We start from the raw sequence: 15,629 nt of genomic DNA on the forward strand, positions 1-15,629 counted from the left end.
GCCCCGATCGCGTCCTACTCGGGTCTGCGGCTTCCGTCACCGAGCAGCAGTTCGACGGTGAGTTCGAGCCGATTCGCGACATCGGTCGCGGACGAGCGGCGTGTGAGCCAGGCCACCAGGTTCGACAGCCACACGTCGGAGATGACGCGGGCGACGGCCAACTGGTCTTCGGTGGGCTCGGTGTCCGTCATCGCGCGGGCGAACAGACGGTCCATCAGCTTGCCCACCTGATCGACCTCGGCGGCGGCGGACGCGTCGGCGAACATGAACGCGCGCGTCATGGCCTCGGTCAGCAGTGGGTCGCGCTGCATGGCCCGGGTGATCTGGCTGAGGATCAGTTGCATCCGCTCGAGCGGGTTCCGGCCCGGCGGGTTCTTGCCCCGCGAGTCGATCCGCTCGAACTCGCGGGCGAGCGCCGACACCAGTAGGTGCACCTTGGACGGGAAGTAGCGGTACAGAGTGCCCACGGCGACGTCGGCGCGTTCGGCGACGGCCCGCATCTGCACGGCTTCGTATCCGCCCTTGGAGGCCAGGGCCAGGGTCGCGTCGAGGATCCGCTTGCGCCGTTCCTTCTGCGCGTTGGAACTGAGATCGTCCTCGCCCAGCGTCGCCGCAGCGACCGTCGTGGACCGTGATCGAGAGCTGGTCGTCATTACCTGTTTTCCTTCGCGCCTTGACTCATGGCCAGGTGTCATATTAGAACACGTTCTAGACGAATGTGTCATTCAGGAGAGGCGGATACCCGTTGTGACAATCGCCACCACCGACGAACAGAGGGCTGCAGCGGGTTCGATCCAGGCCTGGGCGCGGTCCACGGACCCGCTGGTCACAGTACGGCAAGGACCAGCAGATTCGTGGCGCACGACGTGGCCGTCCTTCGCGTCGCTCGGAATTTTTTCGGTCGCCGTGCCCGACGAGGTCGGTGGGTCGGGAGCGGAGATCGTCGATCTCGCCGCGATGCTCGAACAGGCCGCGACTGAACTCGTCCCGGGTCCTGTTCTCTCGACCGCTCTCGCGGCTCTGATCGTCGGGCGCAGCTCCGGTGCCGCCGCGAAACGGTGGTCCGAGGATCTCGCCGACGGCGCGATGCCGTGCGCGGTGGCTCTCGGCAGCAACTCCCCGGTGAACGCGACCCTCGGGGCCGACGGCGGGCTGACGGTCACCGGCGACGCGGGCTTCGCGATCGGCGGTGACGCGGGGGTGTCCGTGCTGCTGCCCGCCGACGCGGGCGACGGCGTCGTGTGGTGTCTGGTCGACGGCGAAGCCGACGGCCTGGACATCACGGTCGCCGACACGATCGACAAGAGCCGCCCGCTCGCGCGGGTGCGCTGCGTCGGCGTGGCGGTGGCGGCCGACCGGGTGGTCACGGGGGTGCGGGACGGGCTCGTGCCCGACCTCGCGGCGACCCTCGCCGCAGCGGAGGCGTCCGGCATTGCAATCTGGTGTCTGCGAACGGCGGTGGAGTACGCCAAGATTCGCGAGCAGTTCGGCAAACCGATCGGATCGTTCCAGGCGATCAAGCACCTGTGTGCGGAGATGCTGTGCCGCGTCGAACAGTCCGGCGCGGCGGCGTGGGATGCGGCCGTGGCGGCGGAGGACGCGTGGCACGCGGACAGCGGCGAGCTGCCGATCGCGGCCGCCGTCGCGGCGTCGATCACGCTCGACGCCGCCGTCGAGACTGCCAAGGACTGCATCCAGGTGCTCGGCGGGATCGGCTTCACCTGGGAACACGACGCGCACTTCTACCTGCGCCGGGCGACGTCGCTGCGGCAGCTGCTCGGCGGCTCCGCCCGCTGGCGGGCGCGGGTCACGGAACTGACGCGGGCCGGTGCCCGCAGGAACCTGTCGATCGACCTGTCTGGGCTCGACGACGAACGGGGGCAGATCCGCGCCGAGATCGCCGAGCTGGTGGCGCGGCCGGAGTCGCAGCGACGCGCGGCCCTCGCGGAATCGGGCTACCTGGCCCCGCACTGGCCCGCACCCTACGGGCGGGGTGCGCGCGCCGCGGAGCAGATCCTGATCGAGGAGGAGCTGGCGGCCGCCGGGGTCGGCAGACCCGACCTCGTGATCGGCTGGTGGGCCGTGCCGACCATCCTCGAGCACGGCAGCGCCGAGCAGATCGAGCGATTCGCCACCCCGACGCTGCGCGGCGAGATCATCTGGTGCCAGCTGTTCAGCGAACCCGGCGCCGGCTCCGACCTCGCGGCGCTGCGGACGTCCGCGGAGAAGGTGGACGGCGGGTGGAAGCTGAACGGTCAGAAGGTGTGGACGTCGAGGGCGCAGGAGGCGGACTGGGCGATCTGCCTTGCTCGCACCGATCGGGACGTGCCCAAGCACAAGGGCATCAGCTATTTCCTCGTCGACATGACGAGCCCCGGCATCACCATCTCGCCGCTGCGCGAGATCACCGGCGACGCCCTGTTCAACGAGGTGTACCTCGAGGACGTGTTCGTGCCCGACGACCTGGTGGTCGGGAACCTCGGGGACGGCTGGAAGCTGGCTCGCACCACGCTGGCCAACGAGCGGGTCGCGATGGGCGGAGGGTCCTCGCTCGGCGAGGCGATGGAGGAACTGCTCGCGCTCGCCGGGGACGGTGACCCGCTGACCGACGACAAGCTCGGTCACCTCATCGGCAACGCGCTCGTCGGCTCCCAGCTCGAACTGCGCACCACGCTCCGGCAACTGGACGGCCAGGACCCCGGACCCGAATCGAGCGTCCGCAAGCTCGTCGGTGTCCGGCAGCGGCAGGCGGTCGCGGAATTCGCGATGGAACTCGGCGGCCCGGACGGCTGGGTGGAGGGGCCGCTGGCGCGGGAGTTCCTCAACACGCGCTGCCTGTCCATCGCGGGCGGAACGACGCAGATCCTGCTGACGGTCGCGGCCGAGCGGATTCTCGGGCTGCCGCGGGGCTGAGCCGGGCGGCGATTGGTCTTTCGCGAGGTCCGGGATGGTGATACAACTAGAACACGTTCTAAATCGAAAGTGGGATTGTCAGCGTGGACTTCACTCGAGACGAAACCCAGGAGGCCGTGGCTCAGGTCGCGGCCGGACTGCTGGCCCGCGACCTCGACGGCGACGCCCTCTGGGCCGCGTTCGCCGACGCCGACCTGCTGACCCTCGCGCTGCCGGAACGTCTCGGCGGCGAAGGTCTCTCGGTCACCGACGTCGGTGCGCTGCTCACCGAAGTCGGGCGGAAGGCGGCGCAGGTCCCGGCCCTCGCAACGCTCGGATTCGGTGTGCTGCCCATCGTCGCGCTGGGCGACGACGCACAACAGGACGCACTGCTCACCGGTCTCGCCGACGGCCGCACGTTCACCGCGGCGCTCGCCGAACCCGGGGCGCAGTTCCCGGCACGGCCTTCGGTGACCGCGGTCGCGGACGGGGACGGCTACTCCGTCACCGGGCGCGTGCTCGCGGTTCCGTTCGCCGAGCGGGCACACCGGATCCTCGTGCCCACGGACACCGGGGTGGTGCTGGTGGACCCGGCCGCGGACGGCGTCACGCTCACGCCGACCCCCTCGGCATCGGGTAGCCCCGAATTCGCGATCACGTTCGACGGTGCGCGGGGCGAACTGCTCGCGGCCGGCGACGACGCGGTGCAGACGCTCTACCGCATCGCACTGGCGTCCATCGGGGCGGTCGCGGACGGACTGCTGTCGGGCGCAACGGCTCTGGCAGGCGAGCACCTCGCGACGCGCCACCAGTTCGGCAAGCCGCTCGCCACGTTCCAGGCCGTGTCGCAGCAGATCGCCGACGTCTACGTCACGTCCCGCACCCTCCATGTGTCGGCGCTCGCGGCGTCGTGGCGCGTGTCCGAAGGACTGGACGCCCAGGACGATCTGGACGTGATGGCGTACTGGATCGCCGCCGAAGTGCCTGCCGCCATGCAGGTTCTGCACCACCTACACGGCGGGATCGGCGTCGACGTCACGTATCCGCTGCACCGCTACTACTCGACCGCCAAAGACCTGGCCCGCCTCGTGGGCGGCGCCTCGTACCGACTCGACCTCGTGGGGGCCCGGTGTTCATCGATCTGACCGACGATCAGCGTGAGTTGCAATCGGAACTCCGGCGCTACTTCTCCGGGCTGATCTCGCCGGCCGAGGCCGAGGTGATGCGCACCGAGCGCCACGGCAGCACCTACCGTGAGGTCATCCGCCGGATGGGCAAGGACGGCTGGCTCGGTGTGGGCTGGCCGGTCGAGTTCGGTGGCCGCGGATTCGGTGAGATCGAACAGCAGATCTTCGTGAACGAGGCTGTGCGAGCCGATGTTCCGCTGCCCTCGGTGACGTTGCAGACGGTGGGTCCGACGCTGCAGAAGTACGGGACCGAGGAGCAGAAGCGCAAATTCCTGCCCGCGATCCTGGCCGGCGAGGTGCACTTCGCGATCGGCTACACCGAACCGGAAGCGGGCACCGACCTTGCGGCGCTGCGGACGACGGCCGTGCGGGTGGGCGACGAGTACGTGGTCAACGGGCAGAAGATCTTCACCACCGGCGGTCACGACGCCGATTACCTGTGGCTCGCCGTCCGCACGGGCTCGGCGGATTCGCGTCACCGTGGCATCTCCATCCTGATCATGGACACCAAGGACCCGGGCTACAGTTGGACGCCGATCATCACGTGCGACGGTGCGCATCACGTCAACGCCACCTACTACTCCGACGTCCGGGTTCCCGCAGACATGCTGGTCGGTGAGGAGAATCAGGGCTGGCGACTGATCACCACCCAGCTCAACCACGAACGCGTCATGCTCGGACCGGCAGGCCGGGTCGGAGGTCTCTACGACCGCATCCGCAACTGGGCCGTCACACACGACCTGCTCGACGAGCCGGACGTGCGGCGCGCGCTCGGCGAGATCCACGCGACGTACCGCCTCAACGAACTACTCAACTGGCAGGTGGCGTCGAGTGAGGCGGACGCCATCGACATCGCCGACGCGTCCGCGACGAAAGTGTTCGCCACCGAACGTATTCAGCGCATCGGCAGGCTCGTCGAGGAGATCGTCGGACGCTACGGCGACCCCTCCGAGCCGGAGACCGCAGACCTCATGAGGTGGCTCGACATGCAGGTGAAGCGCAACCTCGTGATCACGTTCGGTGGCGGTGTCAACGAGGTGATGCGCGAGCTGATCGCGACAGCCGGTCTGAAACTTCCCCGAGTCCCGCGATAGGAGCGCCGCGCGAAATGAGTTCCGAACAGATCCTCGCTGCCGCGGAAGAGGTCCGGTCGGCGGGTCCGAGCGCTCCTCGCCCCGGGCGGGACCCGATCAACCTGCCGATGATCCGCAACTGGGTGGAGGCGATCGGCGACAGGAATCCTATCTACGTCGACGAGGCAGCGGCGCGGGCAGCGGGACACGACGGCATCGTGGCCCCGCCCGCGATGGCGCAGGTGTGGACGATGCAGGGCCTGAACGCCGTCCGGCAATCCGACGACCCGCTCGGGCGCATGACGACAATCCTCGACGAGGCCGGGTTCACGTCCGTCGTCGCCACCAACTGCGATCAGATCTACCACCGCTACCTGAGGGTCGGTGAGGAGGTCACCATCACCACGACCCTCGAGGACCTCGTGGGTCCGAAGAGGACGGGCCTCGGTGAGGGGTGGTTCTTCACCACCCGCAGCCTGTGGCGGGTCGCGAACGACGACGGCAGCGACGAGGTCGTGGCCGAGATGCTGTTCCGCATCCTCAAGTTCGCGCCCAAACCCGCTGAACCGGTGGCACAGTCGGCGAACGGTCAGGGCGCGTCCTTCGACGATCTGGACCCCACCAAGATGATGCGGCCCAGCGCCTCGCAGGACACCCAGTTCTTCTGGGACGGCGTGGCCGCGCACGAACTGCGGATCCAGAAGCGTGAGGACGGATCGCTGCAGCACCCGCCGGTGCCCGCGCTGTGGAAGGACAAGGCGGAGACGACGGACTACGTCGTCGCGTCGGGCCGCGGCACGGTGTTCAGTTACGTGGTCCACCACGCGCCGAAGGTCCCGGGACGCTCGCTGCCGTTCGTAGTGGCGCTGGTCGAACTGGAGGAAGGCGTCCGCATGCTAGGCGAACTGCGCGGCGTCGAGCCCGCGGAGGTGACGGTCGGGATGCCGGTGGAGGCGATCTACCTCGACTTCCCGGGCGACGAAGAGACGGGTGGCGCGCCGTGGACCCTGTACGCGTGGCAGCGCGGAGCGAAGGAGCAGTCATGACGTCCACTCTCGATGTCGTGGTGGGAACGACGCTTCCGGAATTGACCGTCACCGGCGACCCGACGTTCGTCGTCTCGGCCGCACTGGCGACACGCGACTTCCAGGACGTCCACCACGACCGCGACCTGGCGCAGCAACGCGGGTCGAAGGACATCTTCGTCAACATCCTCACCGACACGGGTCTGGTGCAGCGGTTCGTCACCGACTGGGCGGGGCCGAACGCGGTGATCAAGTCGATCGCATTGCGCCTCGGCGTCCCCTGGTACGCCTACGACACCCTCACACTGAGCGGCACGGTGGCGTCGGTGGACGACGGCGTCGTCACGCTGGACGTCGTCGGGAAGAACGGTCTCGGCGACCACATCACGTCGAAGGTGACCCTCGTCCTGGACGGACGCACGAACGGAGCGGATGCATGAGCGGGCTGTCGGGCAAGGCTGTCATCGTCGGTATCGGCGCCACGGACTTCTCGAAGGACTCGGGCCGCAGCGAATTACGGCTGGCGGCCGAGGCGGTCACGGCGGCGCTCGAGGATGCGGGCCTGACCCCCGCGGACGTCGACGGCCTGACGTCCTTCACGATGGACACCAACACCGAAGCGGCCGTTGCCCGTTCGGTCGGTATTCCGGACCTGAAGTTCTTCAGTCGCATCCACTACGGCGGCGGCGCGGCGTGCGCGACCGTGCAGCAGGCGGCGATGGCCGTGGCCACCGGTGTCGCCGACGTGGTGGTGGCGTACCGGGCGTTCAACGAGCGGTCCGGAATGCGGTTCGGGCAGGTGAACTTCGGCCTGGTGCAGCAGGTGAACTCGTCGGGTACCGACAATGCGTTCTCCTACCCGCACGGCCTGTCGACGCCGGCGGCGTTCGTCGCGATGGTCGCCCAGCGGTACATGCACGAATATGGTGCTACAAGTGCTGATTTCGGGCGAATCGCGGTCACCGATCGTAAGCACGCCGCCACCAATCCGAACGCTTTCTTCTACGGCAAACCGATCACGCTCGACGACCACCAGAATTCCCGCTTCATCGCCGAACCCCTGCACCTGCTCGACTGCTGCCAGGAGTCCGACGGCGGCATCGCGATCGTGGTCACGTCACCGGAGCGGGCGAAGGATCTGAAGCAGAAACCGGCCGTGATCGCGGCGGCGGCCCAGGGGAGCGGCAGCGACCAGTACATCATGACCAGCTACTACCGTCCGGAGCTCGCGGGACTGCCCGAGATGGAGCTGGTCGGCAGGCAGCTGTGGGATCAAGCCGGACTCGGACCGCAGGACATGGATCTGGCCGTCCTCTACGACCACTTCACCCCATACGTATTGATGCAGCTCGAAGAACTCGGCTTCTGTGGCCGCGGTGAGGCCAAGGACTTCGTCGCCGACGGCGCCATCGACCTCGACGGCAGTCTGCCGCTCAACACCCACGGAGGCCAGCTCGGCGAGGCGTACATCCACGGGATGAACGGGATCGCCGAGGGCGTGCGTCAGATCCGCGGCACGTCCGTGAACCAGGTCTCCGGTGCGCAGAACGTCCTCGTCACCGCGGGGACCGGTGTGCCTACGTCAGGGCTGGTGCTGACGGCCTGAGTCCGGCCCGTGCCTGTCTGCGCGCGATATGTTTCGCGACGTACCGGGCATCCCGGCCCACCCCGCCGGTGAGCATCGAGGCGAACGCCTGCAGGAACGGCAGACCGACGAAATACAGTCCGGGATGGTCCGGCGAGACTCCGCGGGACTGCTCGGGCCACCCGTCCGAACCGGTGACGGGGATCTGGATCCACGACGTGTCCTTGCGGAACCCGGTGCACCAGACGACGTTGCGGACGTCGAGTGCGGTGCCGTCGTCGAGGACCGGTCTGCCGTCGCGGACGCCGGTGACCTTCACGAGGAAGTGCTCCACGCCGGCGGCGGCCAGGTCGGCTCGTTTGACCCGCAGGAGTGGTCCGCCACCCGAGCGGACGTGGGTCCGCATCTTCCGCCCGACGGGTGTGCGTTCCGTCAGAACGTGATTGGCCATGAACCACATGATCGGGACCGCGATGTGGGCGAGGCGTCCCTCGATGTCGAACGGCACCTCACCGCGGACGGGCCCGCAGATCGTGGTGCGATGCGAGCGGGAGACCTCCAGCGCGATATCCGCGCCGGAGTGGCTGCACCCGACGACCAGTACAGGCCCGTCCTGTAGTTGGGAGGGATTGCGGTAGTCGCTCGAATGCAGTTGCCGGATTCGAGGGTCGAGGCGCTCGGCGAGATCCGGGATGACCGGGGACTGCCAGGTCCCGGAGGCGACGACGACGTTGTCGGCCTCGAATCGGTCGGTCCCCGCCGTGACGACGTAGCGGTCGCCGACACGGGACAGGCCGTCGACGGTGGTGCCCGTCCGGATCGGCAGTGCGAATCGCTGCGCGTAGGCCTCGAAGTAGTCGGCGACCTCGTCCTTCCCTGGCCAGGACCAACCCCGGGCGGGAATTCCCCAGCCGGGCAGACCGTCGTACCGGGCGGGACTGTAGAGCCGGAGCGAGTCGAACCGCTCCCGCCACACGTCCCCGACGCGGTCGTGGGCGTCGAGGATCACGAATCGCTGCCCGCATCGGGAGAGGTGGTATCCGGTCGCGAGGCCGGCCTGTCCGGCACCGATCACGATCGTGTCTAAGCGTTCTGTGGACATAGTCTGTCTTCTTCCCTGGGGTGATCGGTGGTCATGCTCAACGCTATGACCGGGCCGATCGTGGCGCGTCGGGAGAATGGCGCAGATATGTACGACCGTATGGGTACTTTCATGTAGTCGGGCCGACGAGGCGATGCTCGTAGGCATAGGCCGTGGCCGCGGACCGTGACGAGATCCCCAGCTTGACGAAGATGTTGCTCAGGTGCCGCGCGACCGTCTTCTCGCTGAGGAACAGTTCCGTCGCCACCGCGCGGTTGCTCTTGCCCGCCGCCACGAGGCGGAGCACGCACACTTCACGCGGGGTGAGGGGAGTGCTGACCGTCGAGTCGGGGAGGAACTCTGCCCGCAGTCGCTCGAGGTCCGGGACCGCGCCCAGTTGCCGGTAGGTGGCGGACGCGAGGTCGTGCTCCATCTGCGCGGTGTCGTCGTCACCCAGGTCGCGGCACACCAGCGCGACCGACTCCCGGACCCGCGCGCACTCGTAGGGCGCGCCGATGTCCTGCCAGCGCCGCCACGCGTCGCGCAGAACGGTCAGCGCGTCGCTACCCCGTCCTTCGGCGTGCAGCACCGAACCCGACGCCTGCGCGGACAGTGCGCACAGGTAGGGGATGGCGAACCGTGTTGCGATCGAGTCGAGTTCGTCGGCGGCGATTCGGGCCGCCGGGACGTCGTCGGCGGCGAGCAGGATGTCCACGAAGGCGGGCAGCAACCGGGCGCGTTCCACGGCGCCGGTGGACTCGTCCACCGCACAGCGGATCGAGGCGACCGCGCTGCCGACCCGCCCCTGCGCCATCCGCAGCAGCGCGAGTCCGGGCTGCGGTCGCCTGCCCCAGCGGTTCGCATCCAGAAACAGTTTCTCGGCCTGGGCGACCTCGCCGCGCAGGCGATGGAGGTCGGCCATCACGTAGGCGGCGGACCCGGCCGCGGCATGCGAGGCGAGCCGCTCGTGCGCCCGCCGCGCCGAGTCCATCGCCGTGGGCCAATCGCCCTGCAGTTGCAGGATCTCGGCGCGGTGGACGAGGCACTGACCGCGGTAGGGGACGAGGTCGGGTTGCGAAGAGCACCACTCCTCCAGCGCCACAGTCCATTCCCTGGACCGGCGGAGATCGCAGATGTTCTGGCACTGCTCGATCACGGCGCAGTACACGATTCCCGCCACCACCGGAGACACCTCGTCGGACGTCACCCCGACCATCGCCTCGTCGAACGCGGACACTGCCTCGGCGACGTCCCCCAGGAGGACGAGCGAATGGCCGGTGCCCAGCACCCCGAGCGTCGTCAGATCCGGGTCGGCGAACCGGGCGCCCGTCTCCGTCACCGTGCGGAAGATGTCCCGGGCGGCGGTGCCGTCACCGTCGTCGATCCGTTGCAGTCCCTGCGGCACCAGCAGGTAGCCACGCTCGGCGCAGTCCACGCCCGCGGTGTCCAGTAGTCGCTGGGCCCTGCTCAGCCAGCCGCCGCCACGCGCCTGCTCACCCCGCATGATCAGGACGAACGAGAGCCAGAACGCGCACCGGGCGGAGCGCACCGGTCGACCCGCGCGGGCCCACTCGTGCACCGCCCGTTCCCACCATTCGGTGCTGGCGTCGTCCTCACCGAGCAGGTAGGCGGCGGTGGCGACCAGTTCGAGGTCGTCACCGGACAGCGGGTTCTGCCGGTCGGCGCCCGACAGTCGTGCGTAGGTGTCGCGCCAGTCTCGTCGATCGAAGGCCGCACGGCCCGTCCGGAGTTCCGGCGCCGCGTCGGACATCACTGTCTCCTGCCGAAGATCTGCGCTGACCTGCTCGGATTTCAGACTACCGCCGCACCGGGCCTGCCGGGAACGTCGAATAATCCGTGCACCCTGTCGGTGCCTCGAGTCACACTGGGTCCACACGCCAACGGATGGGAACTTCTGATGGTCGATGCGATAACGGCAGTGGGTCTGGTCAAGAAGTACGGCAAGGTCACGGCACTGGACGGGGTCGACCTCGCGGTCCCCTCGGGAACGGTGATGGCGCTGCTCGGACCGAACGGTGCCGGCAAGACGACGGCGGTGCGGGTCTTCACCACCCTTCTCGTCCCCGATGCCGGCCGGGCGGAGGTGGCCGGTCTCGACGTCGTCCACGATGCGCGCGTGCTCCGATCCAGGATCGGAGCCTCGGGACAGTACGCGGCCGTCGACGAGTACCTCACCGGTTTCGAGAACCTCGAGATGGTCGGGCGGCTCTACCACCTCGGGTCCAAGCGGAGTAAGGCACGCGCCCGTGAGCTGCTCGAACAGTTCGACCTGGTCGAGGCGGGAGATCGTCCCGTCAAGGGCTACTCGGGTGGCATGCGCCGGCGTCTCGACCTCGCGGGAGCGCTCGTGGCCGAGCCGGAAGTGTTGTTCCTCGACGAACCGACCACCGGGCTCGACCCCCGTGCCCGGCTGGCTCTGTGGGATGTCATCGACAATCTGGTCGCCAGGGGCACCACGCTTCTCCTGACCACGCAGTACATGGAAGAGGCCGAGCGGCTCGCCGACCAGATCGCGGTGATCGACCACGGATCGGTCATCGCCCGCGGAACCGCCGACGAATTGAAGGACCGCGTGGGCGGTGAGCGCATCGAGCTGAGCGTCCGGGAGGGCATCGAGCTCTCGGTCGTGCGCGACGAACTGGCCCCGCTCGCCGCAGGCGACATCCTGGTGGAAGAGAACGTCCGCCGGGTGACGGTGCCGGTGACCGGCGGTGCGGACGCCCTCGTCGAAGCCTTGGGCCGACTCTCCAATCGAGGAGTGAAGGTGTTCGACGTCGGTCTGCGCAGACCGACCCTCGACGACGTCTTCCTCACCCTGACCGGACACGAAGCCGAAGAGGAGCACGTCTCATGAGCGCCCCACAGACGGCGTCCGTGCACACCGCGCTCGCGGACGGGCTCACGATCGCCAAGCGCAACATGATCAAGATCAAGCGCGTCCCCGACCTCATCGTGTTCACCACATTGTCGCCGATCATGTTCGTGCTGCTGTTCGCGTACGTGTTCGGTAGCGCCATCCAGGTTCCCGGGATGTCCTACCGCGAGTTCCTGATCGCCGGGATCTTCACGCAGACAGTCATCTTCGGGGCCACGTGGACGGGCCTCGGGATGGTCGAGGATCTGCAGAAGGGGATCATCGACCGGTTCCGGTCGCTGCCGATGGCCCCGTCCGCCGTCCTCCTCGGCCGCACCTCCACTGACGTCCTGATCAACATCGTCAGCCTCGTCGTGATGTCGCTGACCGGCCTGATCATCGGGTGGCGGATCCACTCGAGCCTCGGCGAAGCGGTGCTCGGCTACCTGCTCCTGCTGTTGTTCGCCTACGCGCTGTCGTGGGTGATGGCGGTGGTCGGCCTCTGGATCCGGACGCCGGAGGTGTTCAACAACGCCAGCTTCATCGTCATATTCCCGCTGTCCTTCATCGCGAACACGTTCGTCGAGACCACGAACCTGCCCGGTCCGCTGAAGGTGATCGCGGAATGGAATCCGGTGTCCGCGGTGACGCAGGCCGTGCGGGAACTGTTCGGAAACACCAACCCGGCCATGACCGTTCCCGACGCGTGGCCGTTGCAGCACCCGGTCATCGCCTCACTGGCATGGTCGGCGGTGCTGCTGGTGATCTTCGTGCCGTTCGCGATCCGGCGGTACAAAAAGGCCGTCAGCCGCTGAAGGGTGGCGGTCACCGCGCCGCGGCGGGGATCACCCCCAGCTGCTGGAGCATGGCGAGGACGTCCTTGTCCGACCACTTCTCCGCGATCCGACCGTTTTCGATGCGGTGGATGACGGTGGCGGTCATTTCCATGTGGTTCCCCGTCGCGGGAATGCCGGGGAGATCACCCGTGTGAGTTCCGGCGCACAGTAGCCGGGTAACGACTTTGTCGCCCTCGGCCACCTGATCCTCGATCAGGTGCGTCCCCGGTGTGGCCTCCCAGAACAACCGGAACGCCTGTTTCAGTCCCTCACGCCCCGGCGCTTCGAGGCCGGGAAACGGCGGCGGTGAGTGGTCGAGGTAATTCTCGTCGACGAGTTCGTCCAGAGCGTCGATGTTGCCTGTGTCGATCTCGGTGTAGAAACGCCGGATCAATTCCTTGTTCGTTTCCAGTGACATGACTCCATTGTCTGCCGTTCGTCCAAAGGTTTAGCGGAGTTCGCGCGGCGAATCGACGTCGCGCCCCGAGCCCAGGTCGGAGCAGTCGACGGGCTCGGCGCCGTGTTCCCCGAGGTACTTGCGTGCCCCGGAGTCTCCGGTGAGGCTGCGCCGCAACGGGAGCCAGTGGTCCCGGCCGATCAGCACGGGGTGGCCCGGACGTCCGGCGTAGTGGGCCTGGCGGAGCGTCGAGCGGGCGTCGCCGGGCGGCACCGTCGCCACCCGTCGGACGGCGTCGACGCCGAGGTCGGGGAGATCGACGAGGGTGATGACGACGGCATCGACGTCGTCGAACGTCGCCGCGACCTCCAGCCCCCGGCGCAGGGAGGCAGACAGCCCCGACTGCCAGTCCTCCGCGATCCCGACGGTGACGGGGACACTGGCGGGCAGTAGGCCCTCGGCCTCGTCGGCGCGGGCACCGAGCACCACGACGGTCGGCTCGCATCCCGCGTCCGACAGCACTCGCACGCCGCGCGCGAGCCACGGCTCTCCGTCCGCGCCGACGACGAGTGCCTTGGGCATACCCATGCGCGAACCGGCCCCGGCGGCGAGCAGCACGCCCCCGATCCTCATCGTGGTCTCACCGGTCCGCATCGCATGCGTTCAACTTACTTCTGCCGGGCCGAGTGCGCGTCGACGTCGCGAATTCCTCCACGCGAGCTCGGCGTCACGCACCCGTGTCGCGGCGTGCGCCGTAGACTGGCCGGTGGCCTCGACACGCCAACGGCCGGAACGGACGGACACAAGGTGGATCCGAACAGAGTCGGCGAACCTCCCCAGCAGGAGTTCGCGCAGCAGTGGGGCGGCTCCGGCAGCGTCGTCGACATCGACGGTCCTGTCCACTGGGTCGAATACGGTGACGACACCGGATCTACTCCCGTGGTCATGGTTCACGGCCTCGGCGGCTCGCATCTCAACTGGGTCCGGATCGCACCGGTCCTCGCGGAGCGCACCCGGGTGCTGACCGTGGATCTCCCCGGATTCGGGCTCAGTCCGTCCGGCCGCCGCCGGACGGGGGTCGGCGCCAACGCGAAGGTACTGCATCGCTTCCTTCGTGACGTCGTCGGCGGTCCCGTGATCTTGATGGGCAATTCGATGGGCGGCATGATCTCGTTGTTCGAGGCGGCGGCGCACCCCGAGACGGTCTCGGCTCTGGTTCTCGTTGATCCCGCACTGCCTGTCGCGCAACGGATCCCGGACCCGCGGATCGCCGCGCAGTTCGCGATGTACTTCACGCCGTTCGTGGGGGAACGGTTCTTGCAGTACTCGAGCAGGAAGTTGACGGACCGGCAGTTGGTCGAGCGGATGATCGACCTGTGTTTCGCCGAGCCGGGCCGGGCGTCGGAAGATTCCCTCGACGCCGCAGCGGCTCTCGCGGGATACCGGCGCGGGCTGCCGTCCGAGGATGCGGCGTTCCTTCAGGCCAGCCGGTCACTGATGCGGGTCCTGGCCCGCCCGCGTCGATATCTCGACACCATGCAGTCGATCGGACAACCAGTGCTCCTGCTCCACGGCGACCGCGACCGACTGGTTCCGGTCGCGGCGGCCCGCAAGGTGGCGAGGGCAAACCCGCGGTGGGACAGCGTGATTCTCGGGAACGTGGGGCACACCCCGCAGCTCGAGGTTCCCGACACGATGCTCGACCACGTGCTCACGTGGGTCGATCGGCACGGACTGATCGACGCCTAAGTTTCGGCGGATCCGCGGGACCCGGCGATCGACTGCGCGAGCGCGCGGAACAGGTGGGTGAGTTCGGGTCTCGTCGCCGTTCCGCTCCGGACGACCCCGCACACCGGGATGCGCAGTCGGTCGTGCGCCTCACGCAGGAAGCTCAGCCCGCGGCGGGGTGTCGCGTCGGCGGTGTCGGCGTACAGCACCGTCCACGACCGCGGAGTCGTGAGGACGTCGAGGGTGGCCGTGTGGTCGCTGGGGATCGACGGTCCGAGCATGACGCGCTGCCCGACCTGCCGGAACGCGTCCTCGACCACGGTGTGGATCAGGATCTGACTGCTGCGTGGCGGCAGTAGCAGGGGGTACGGCGCCAGTTCGCTCAGGTCGACGGTCGAGACCCCCGCCAGTGGGTGTTTGCTCGACGTCACGATCACCAGGTCCTCGAGCCCGAATTCCACGGTTTCGAGCCCCGGCCGATCGACGCCGCCGCGAATGAGTGCGAGATCGGCGTCCCCCGACGCGACGGCGGTCATCCGGTCGGTGAAGTCCTTGATGACGAACTCGATGTCGAGTTGTGGGAAGTCTTCGCGGACAGCCGATATCGCCTCGAGGCTCTGCGTCGCGAAGCTCATGCTCGCGCTGATGCGGAGCCGGTTGCGGGGATCGAGTCCCACCGACAGCGCGCGGGCTTCGAGGCCCATCATCTCGGCCGCGATGGGCATCAGCCGTTCGCCGGCCGCGGTCAGCCGGGTGGCACGAGTCGACCGTTCCAGGAGGGTGGTGCCCAACTCGTGTTCGAGTTTGGCGATCTGGTGGCTGATCGCCGACTGGGAGATGAAGCAGCGTTGCGCCGCGCGCGAGAAACTGCCCTCCTCGCCGACCGCGAGGAAGTAGCGAAGCTGTCGGAACTCCATGACCTGAGGTTACGTCCTTCTGTGACGACTTAT

Annotated in this window: 15 protein-coding genes; 9 read left to right on the forward strand and 6 right to left on the reverse strand. The window is 68.2% G+C overall.

Features of this window, described 5'->3' with window-relative positions:
- Nucleotides 1-14 precede the first annotated feature (14 nt).
- Complete coding sequence (kstR, locus tag ACFWAY_RS00075; RefSeq protein WP_005566090.1) at nt 15-653, reverse strand: cholesterol catabolism transcriptional regulator KstR; 639 nt, start codon at nt 651-653, stop codon at nt 15-17.
- A 94-nt stretch (nt 654-747) separates the two neighbouring features.
- Here kstR and ACFWAY_RS00080 point away from each other — a divergent pair, with 94 nt between their 5' ends.
- The 6 genes from ACFWAY_RS00080 to ACFWAY_RS00105 all read left to right on the forward strand — a co-directional run bounded on the left by ACFWAY_RS00080 (nt 748) and on the right by ACFWAY_RS00105 (nt 7,783).
- A complete protein-coding gene (locus ACFWAY_RS00080) occupies nt 748-2,913 on the forward strand; it encodes an acyl-CoA dehydrogenase (RefSeq protein WP_378509464.1) in 2,166 nt (721 codons plus the stop codon).
- 83 nt (nt 2,914-2,996) lie between these two features.
- Nucleotides 2,997-4,037 carry an acyl-CoA dehydrogenase family protein gene (locus ACFWAY_RS00085; RefSeq protein ID WP_378509465.1) on the forward strand — a complete coding sequence of 347 codons (1,041 nt, stop codon included), beginning with the start codon at nt 2,997-2,999 and terminating at the stop codon, nt 4,035-4,037.
- Nucleotides 4,022-5,173 (forward strand): acyl-CoA dehydrogenase family protein, encoded by a 1,152-nt coding sequence (locus tag ACFWAY_RS00090; protein WP_378509466.1) that lies wholly within the window; start codon nt 4,022-4,024, stop codon nt 5,171-5,173. The genes ACFWAY_RS00085 and ACFWAY_RS00090 overlap by 16 nt, the downstream gene beginning before the upstream one ends.
- Nucleotides 5,174-5,187: 14 nt before the next feature.
- Nucleotides 5,188-6,198: a bifunctional MaoC family dehydratase N-terminal/OB-fold nucleic acid binding domain-containing protein gene (locus ACFWAY_RS00095; RefSeq protein ID WP_378509467.1), complete on the forward strand. Its 1,011-nt coding sequence runs from the start codon at nt 5,188-5,190 to the stop codon at nt 6,196-6,198.
- Nucleotides 6,195-6,617, forward strand: a complete 423-nt coding sequence (locus ACFWAY_RS00100) for a MaoC family dehydratase (protein WP_378453497.1) — start codon at nt 6,195-6,197, stop codon at nt 6,615-6,617. The genes ACFWAY_RS00095 and ACFWAY_RS00100 overlap by 4 nt, the downstream gene beginning before the upstream one ends.
- Complete coding sequence (locus ACFWAY_RS00105; RefSeq protein WP_378509468.1) at nt 6,614-7,783, forward strand: lipid-transfer protein; 1,170 nt, start codon at nt 6,614-6,616, stop codon at nt 7,781-7,783. Before ACFWAY_RS00100 ends, ACFWAY_RS00105 begins: the two co-directional genes overlap by 4 nt.
- Here ACFWAY_RS00105 and ACFWAY_RS00110 read toward each other — a convergent pair.
- A complete protein-coding gene (locus tag ACFWAY_RS00110) occupies nt 7,755-8,864 on the reverse strand; it encodes a flavin-containing monooxygenase (RefSeq protein ID WP_378453495.1) in 1,110 nt (369 codons plus the stop codon). The genes ACFWAY_RS00105 and ACFWAY_RS00110 overlap by 29 nt on opposite strands.
- A gap of 109 nt (nt 8,865-8,973) precedes the next feature.
- Nucleotides 8,974-10,614 (reverse strand): LuxR C-terminal-related transcriptional regulator, encoded by a 1,641-nt coding sequence (locus ACFWAY_RS00115; protein WP_378509469.1) that lies wholly within the window; start codon nt 10,612-10,614, stop codon nt 8,974-8,976.
- Nucleotides 10,615-10,761: 147 nt separating this feature from the next.
- Between ACFWAY_RS00115 and ACFWAY_RS00120 the strand changes: the two genes are divergently transcribed.
- On the forward strand, nt 10,762-11,718 hold the full coding sequence (locus tag ACFWAY_RS00120; protein WP_378453493.1) for an ATP-binding cassette domain-containing protein: 957 nt from the start codon (nt 10,762-10,764) through the stop codon (nt 11,716-11,718).
- The gene (locus ACFWAY_RS00125; protein ID WP_378453492.1) at nt 11,715-12,533 is read left to right on the forward strand and encodes an ABC transporter permease; all 819 of its coding nucleotides are present in this window, start codon (nt 11,715-11,717) and stop codon (nt 12,531-12,533) included. The genes ACFWAY_RS00120 and ACFWAY_RS00125 overlap by 4 nt, the downstream gene beginning before the upstream one ends.
- Nucleotides 12,534-12,543: 10 nt before the next feature.
- Here the strand turns inward: ACFWAY_RS00125 and ACFWAY_RS00130 are convergent, their stop codons facing one another.
- Both ACFWAY_RS00130 and ACFWAY_RS00135 read right to left on the reverse strand, forming a co-directional pair.
- Complete coding sequence (locus tag ACFWAY_RS00130) at nt 12,544-12,972, reverse strand: ester cyclase (RefSeq protein WP_378509470.1); 429 nt, start codon at nt 12,970-12,972, stop codon at nt 12,544-12,546.
- Between the two features lie 30 nt (nt 12,973-13,002).
- Nucleotides 13,003-13,584 carry an NTP transferase domain-containing protein gene (locus tag ACFWAY_RS00135; protein WP_378509471.1) on the reverse strand — a complete coding sequence of 194 codons (582 nt, stop codon included), beginning with the start codon at nt 13,582-13,584 and terminating at the stop codon, nt 13,003-13,005.
- A gap of 114 nt (nt 13,585-13,698) precedes the next feature.
- Between ACFWAY_RS00135 and ACFWAY_RS00140 the strand changes: the two genes are divergently transcribed.
- Entirely contained in the window at nt 13,699-14,700 is a 1,002-nt protein-coding gene (locus ACFWAY_RS00140; RefSeq protein WP_378453489.1) for an alpha/beta fold hydrolase, read from the forward strand.
- On the opposite strand, the gene ACFWAY_RS00145 is transcribed toward ACFWAY_RS00140, so the two are convergent.
- Nucleotides 14,697-15,596, reverse strand: a complete 900-nt coding sequence (locus ACFWAY_RS00145; protein ID WP_009477562.1) for a LysR family transcriptional regulator — start codon at nt 15,594-15,596, stop codon at nt 14,697-14,699. The genes ACFWAY_RS00140 and ACFWAY_RS00145 overlap by 4 nt on opposite strands.
- Nucleotides 15,597-15,629: the final 33 nt, after the last annotated feature.

This window comes from Rhodococcus sp. NPDC059968 (assembly GCF_042738615.1).
In the GTDB taxonomy this organism is placed as follows: domain Bacteria; phylum Actinomycetota; class Actinomycetes; order Mycobacteriales; family Mycobacteriaceae; genus Rhodococcus_F.

Bases quoted from the DNA above. Each gene is read 5' to 3' on its own strand.
- kstR (WP_005566090.1), bottom strand. From the start codon at position 653: ATGACGACCAGCTCTCGATCACGGTCCACGACGGTCGCTGCGGCGACG.
- ACFWAY_RS00095 (WP_378509467.1), top strand. From the start codon at position 5,188: ATGAGTTCCGAACAGATCCTCGCTGCCGCGGAAGAGGTCCGGTCGGCG.
- ACFWAY_RS00100 (WP_378453497.1), top strand. From the start codon at position 6,195: ATGACGTCCACTCTCGATGTCGTGGTGGGAACGACGCTTCCGGAATTG.
- ACFWAY_RS00105 (WP_378509468.1), top strand. From the start codon at position 6,614: ATGAGCGGGCTGTCGGGCAAGGCTGTCATCGTCGGTATCGGCGCCACG.
- ACFWAY_RS00110 (WP_378453495.1), bottom strand. From the start codon at position 8,864: ATGTCCACAGAACGCTTAGACACGATCGTGATCGGTGCCGGACAGGCC.
- ACFWAY_RS00115 (WP_378509469.1), bottom strand. From the start codon at position 10,614: ATGTCCGACGCGGCGCCGGAACTCCGGACGGGCCGTGCGGCCTTCGAT.
- ACFWAY_RS00120 (WP_378453493.1), top strand. From the start codon at position 10,762: ATGGTCGATGCGATAACGGCAGTGGGTCTGGTCAAGAAGTACGGCAAG.
- ACFWAY_RS00125 (WP_378453492.1), top strand. From the start codon at position 11,715: ATGAGCGCCCCACAGACGGCGTCCGTGCACACCGCGCTCGCGGACGGG.
- ACFWAY_RS00130 (WP_378509470.1), bottom strand. From the start codon at position 12,972: ATGTCACTGGAAACGAACAAGGAATTGATCCGGCGTTTCTACACCGAG.
- ACFWAY_RS00135 (WP_378509471.1), bottom strand. From the start codon at position 13,584: ATGAGGATCGGGGGCGTGCTGCTCGCCGCCGGGGCCGGTTCGCGCATG.
- ACFWAY_RS00145 (WP_009477562.1), bottom strand. From the start codon at position 15,596: ATGGAGTTCCGACAGCTTCGCTACTTCCTCGCGGTCGGCGAGGAGGGC.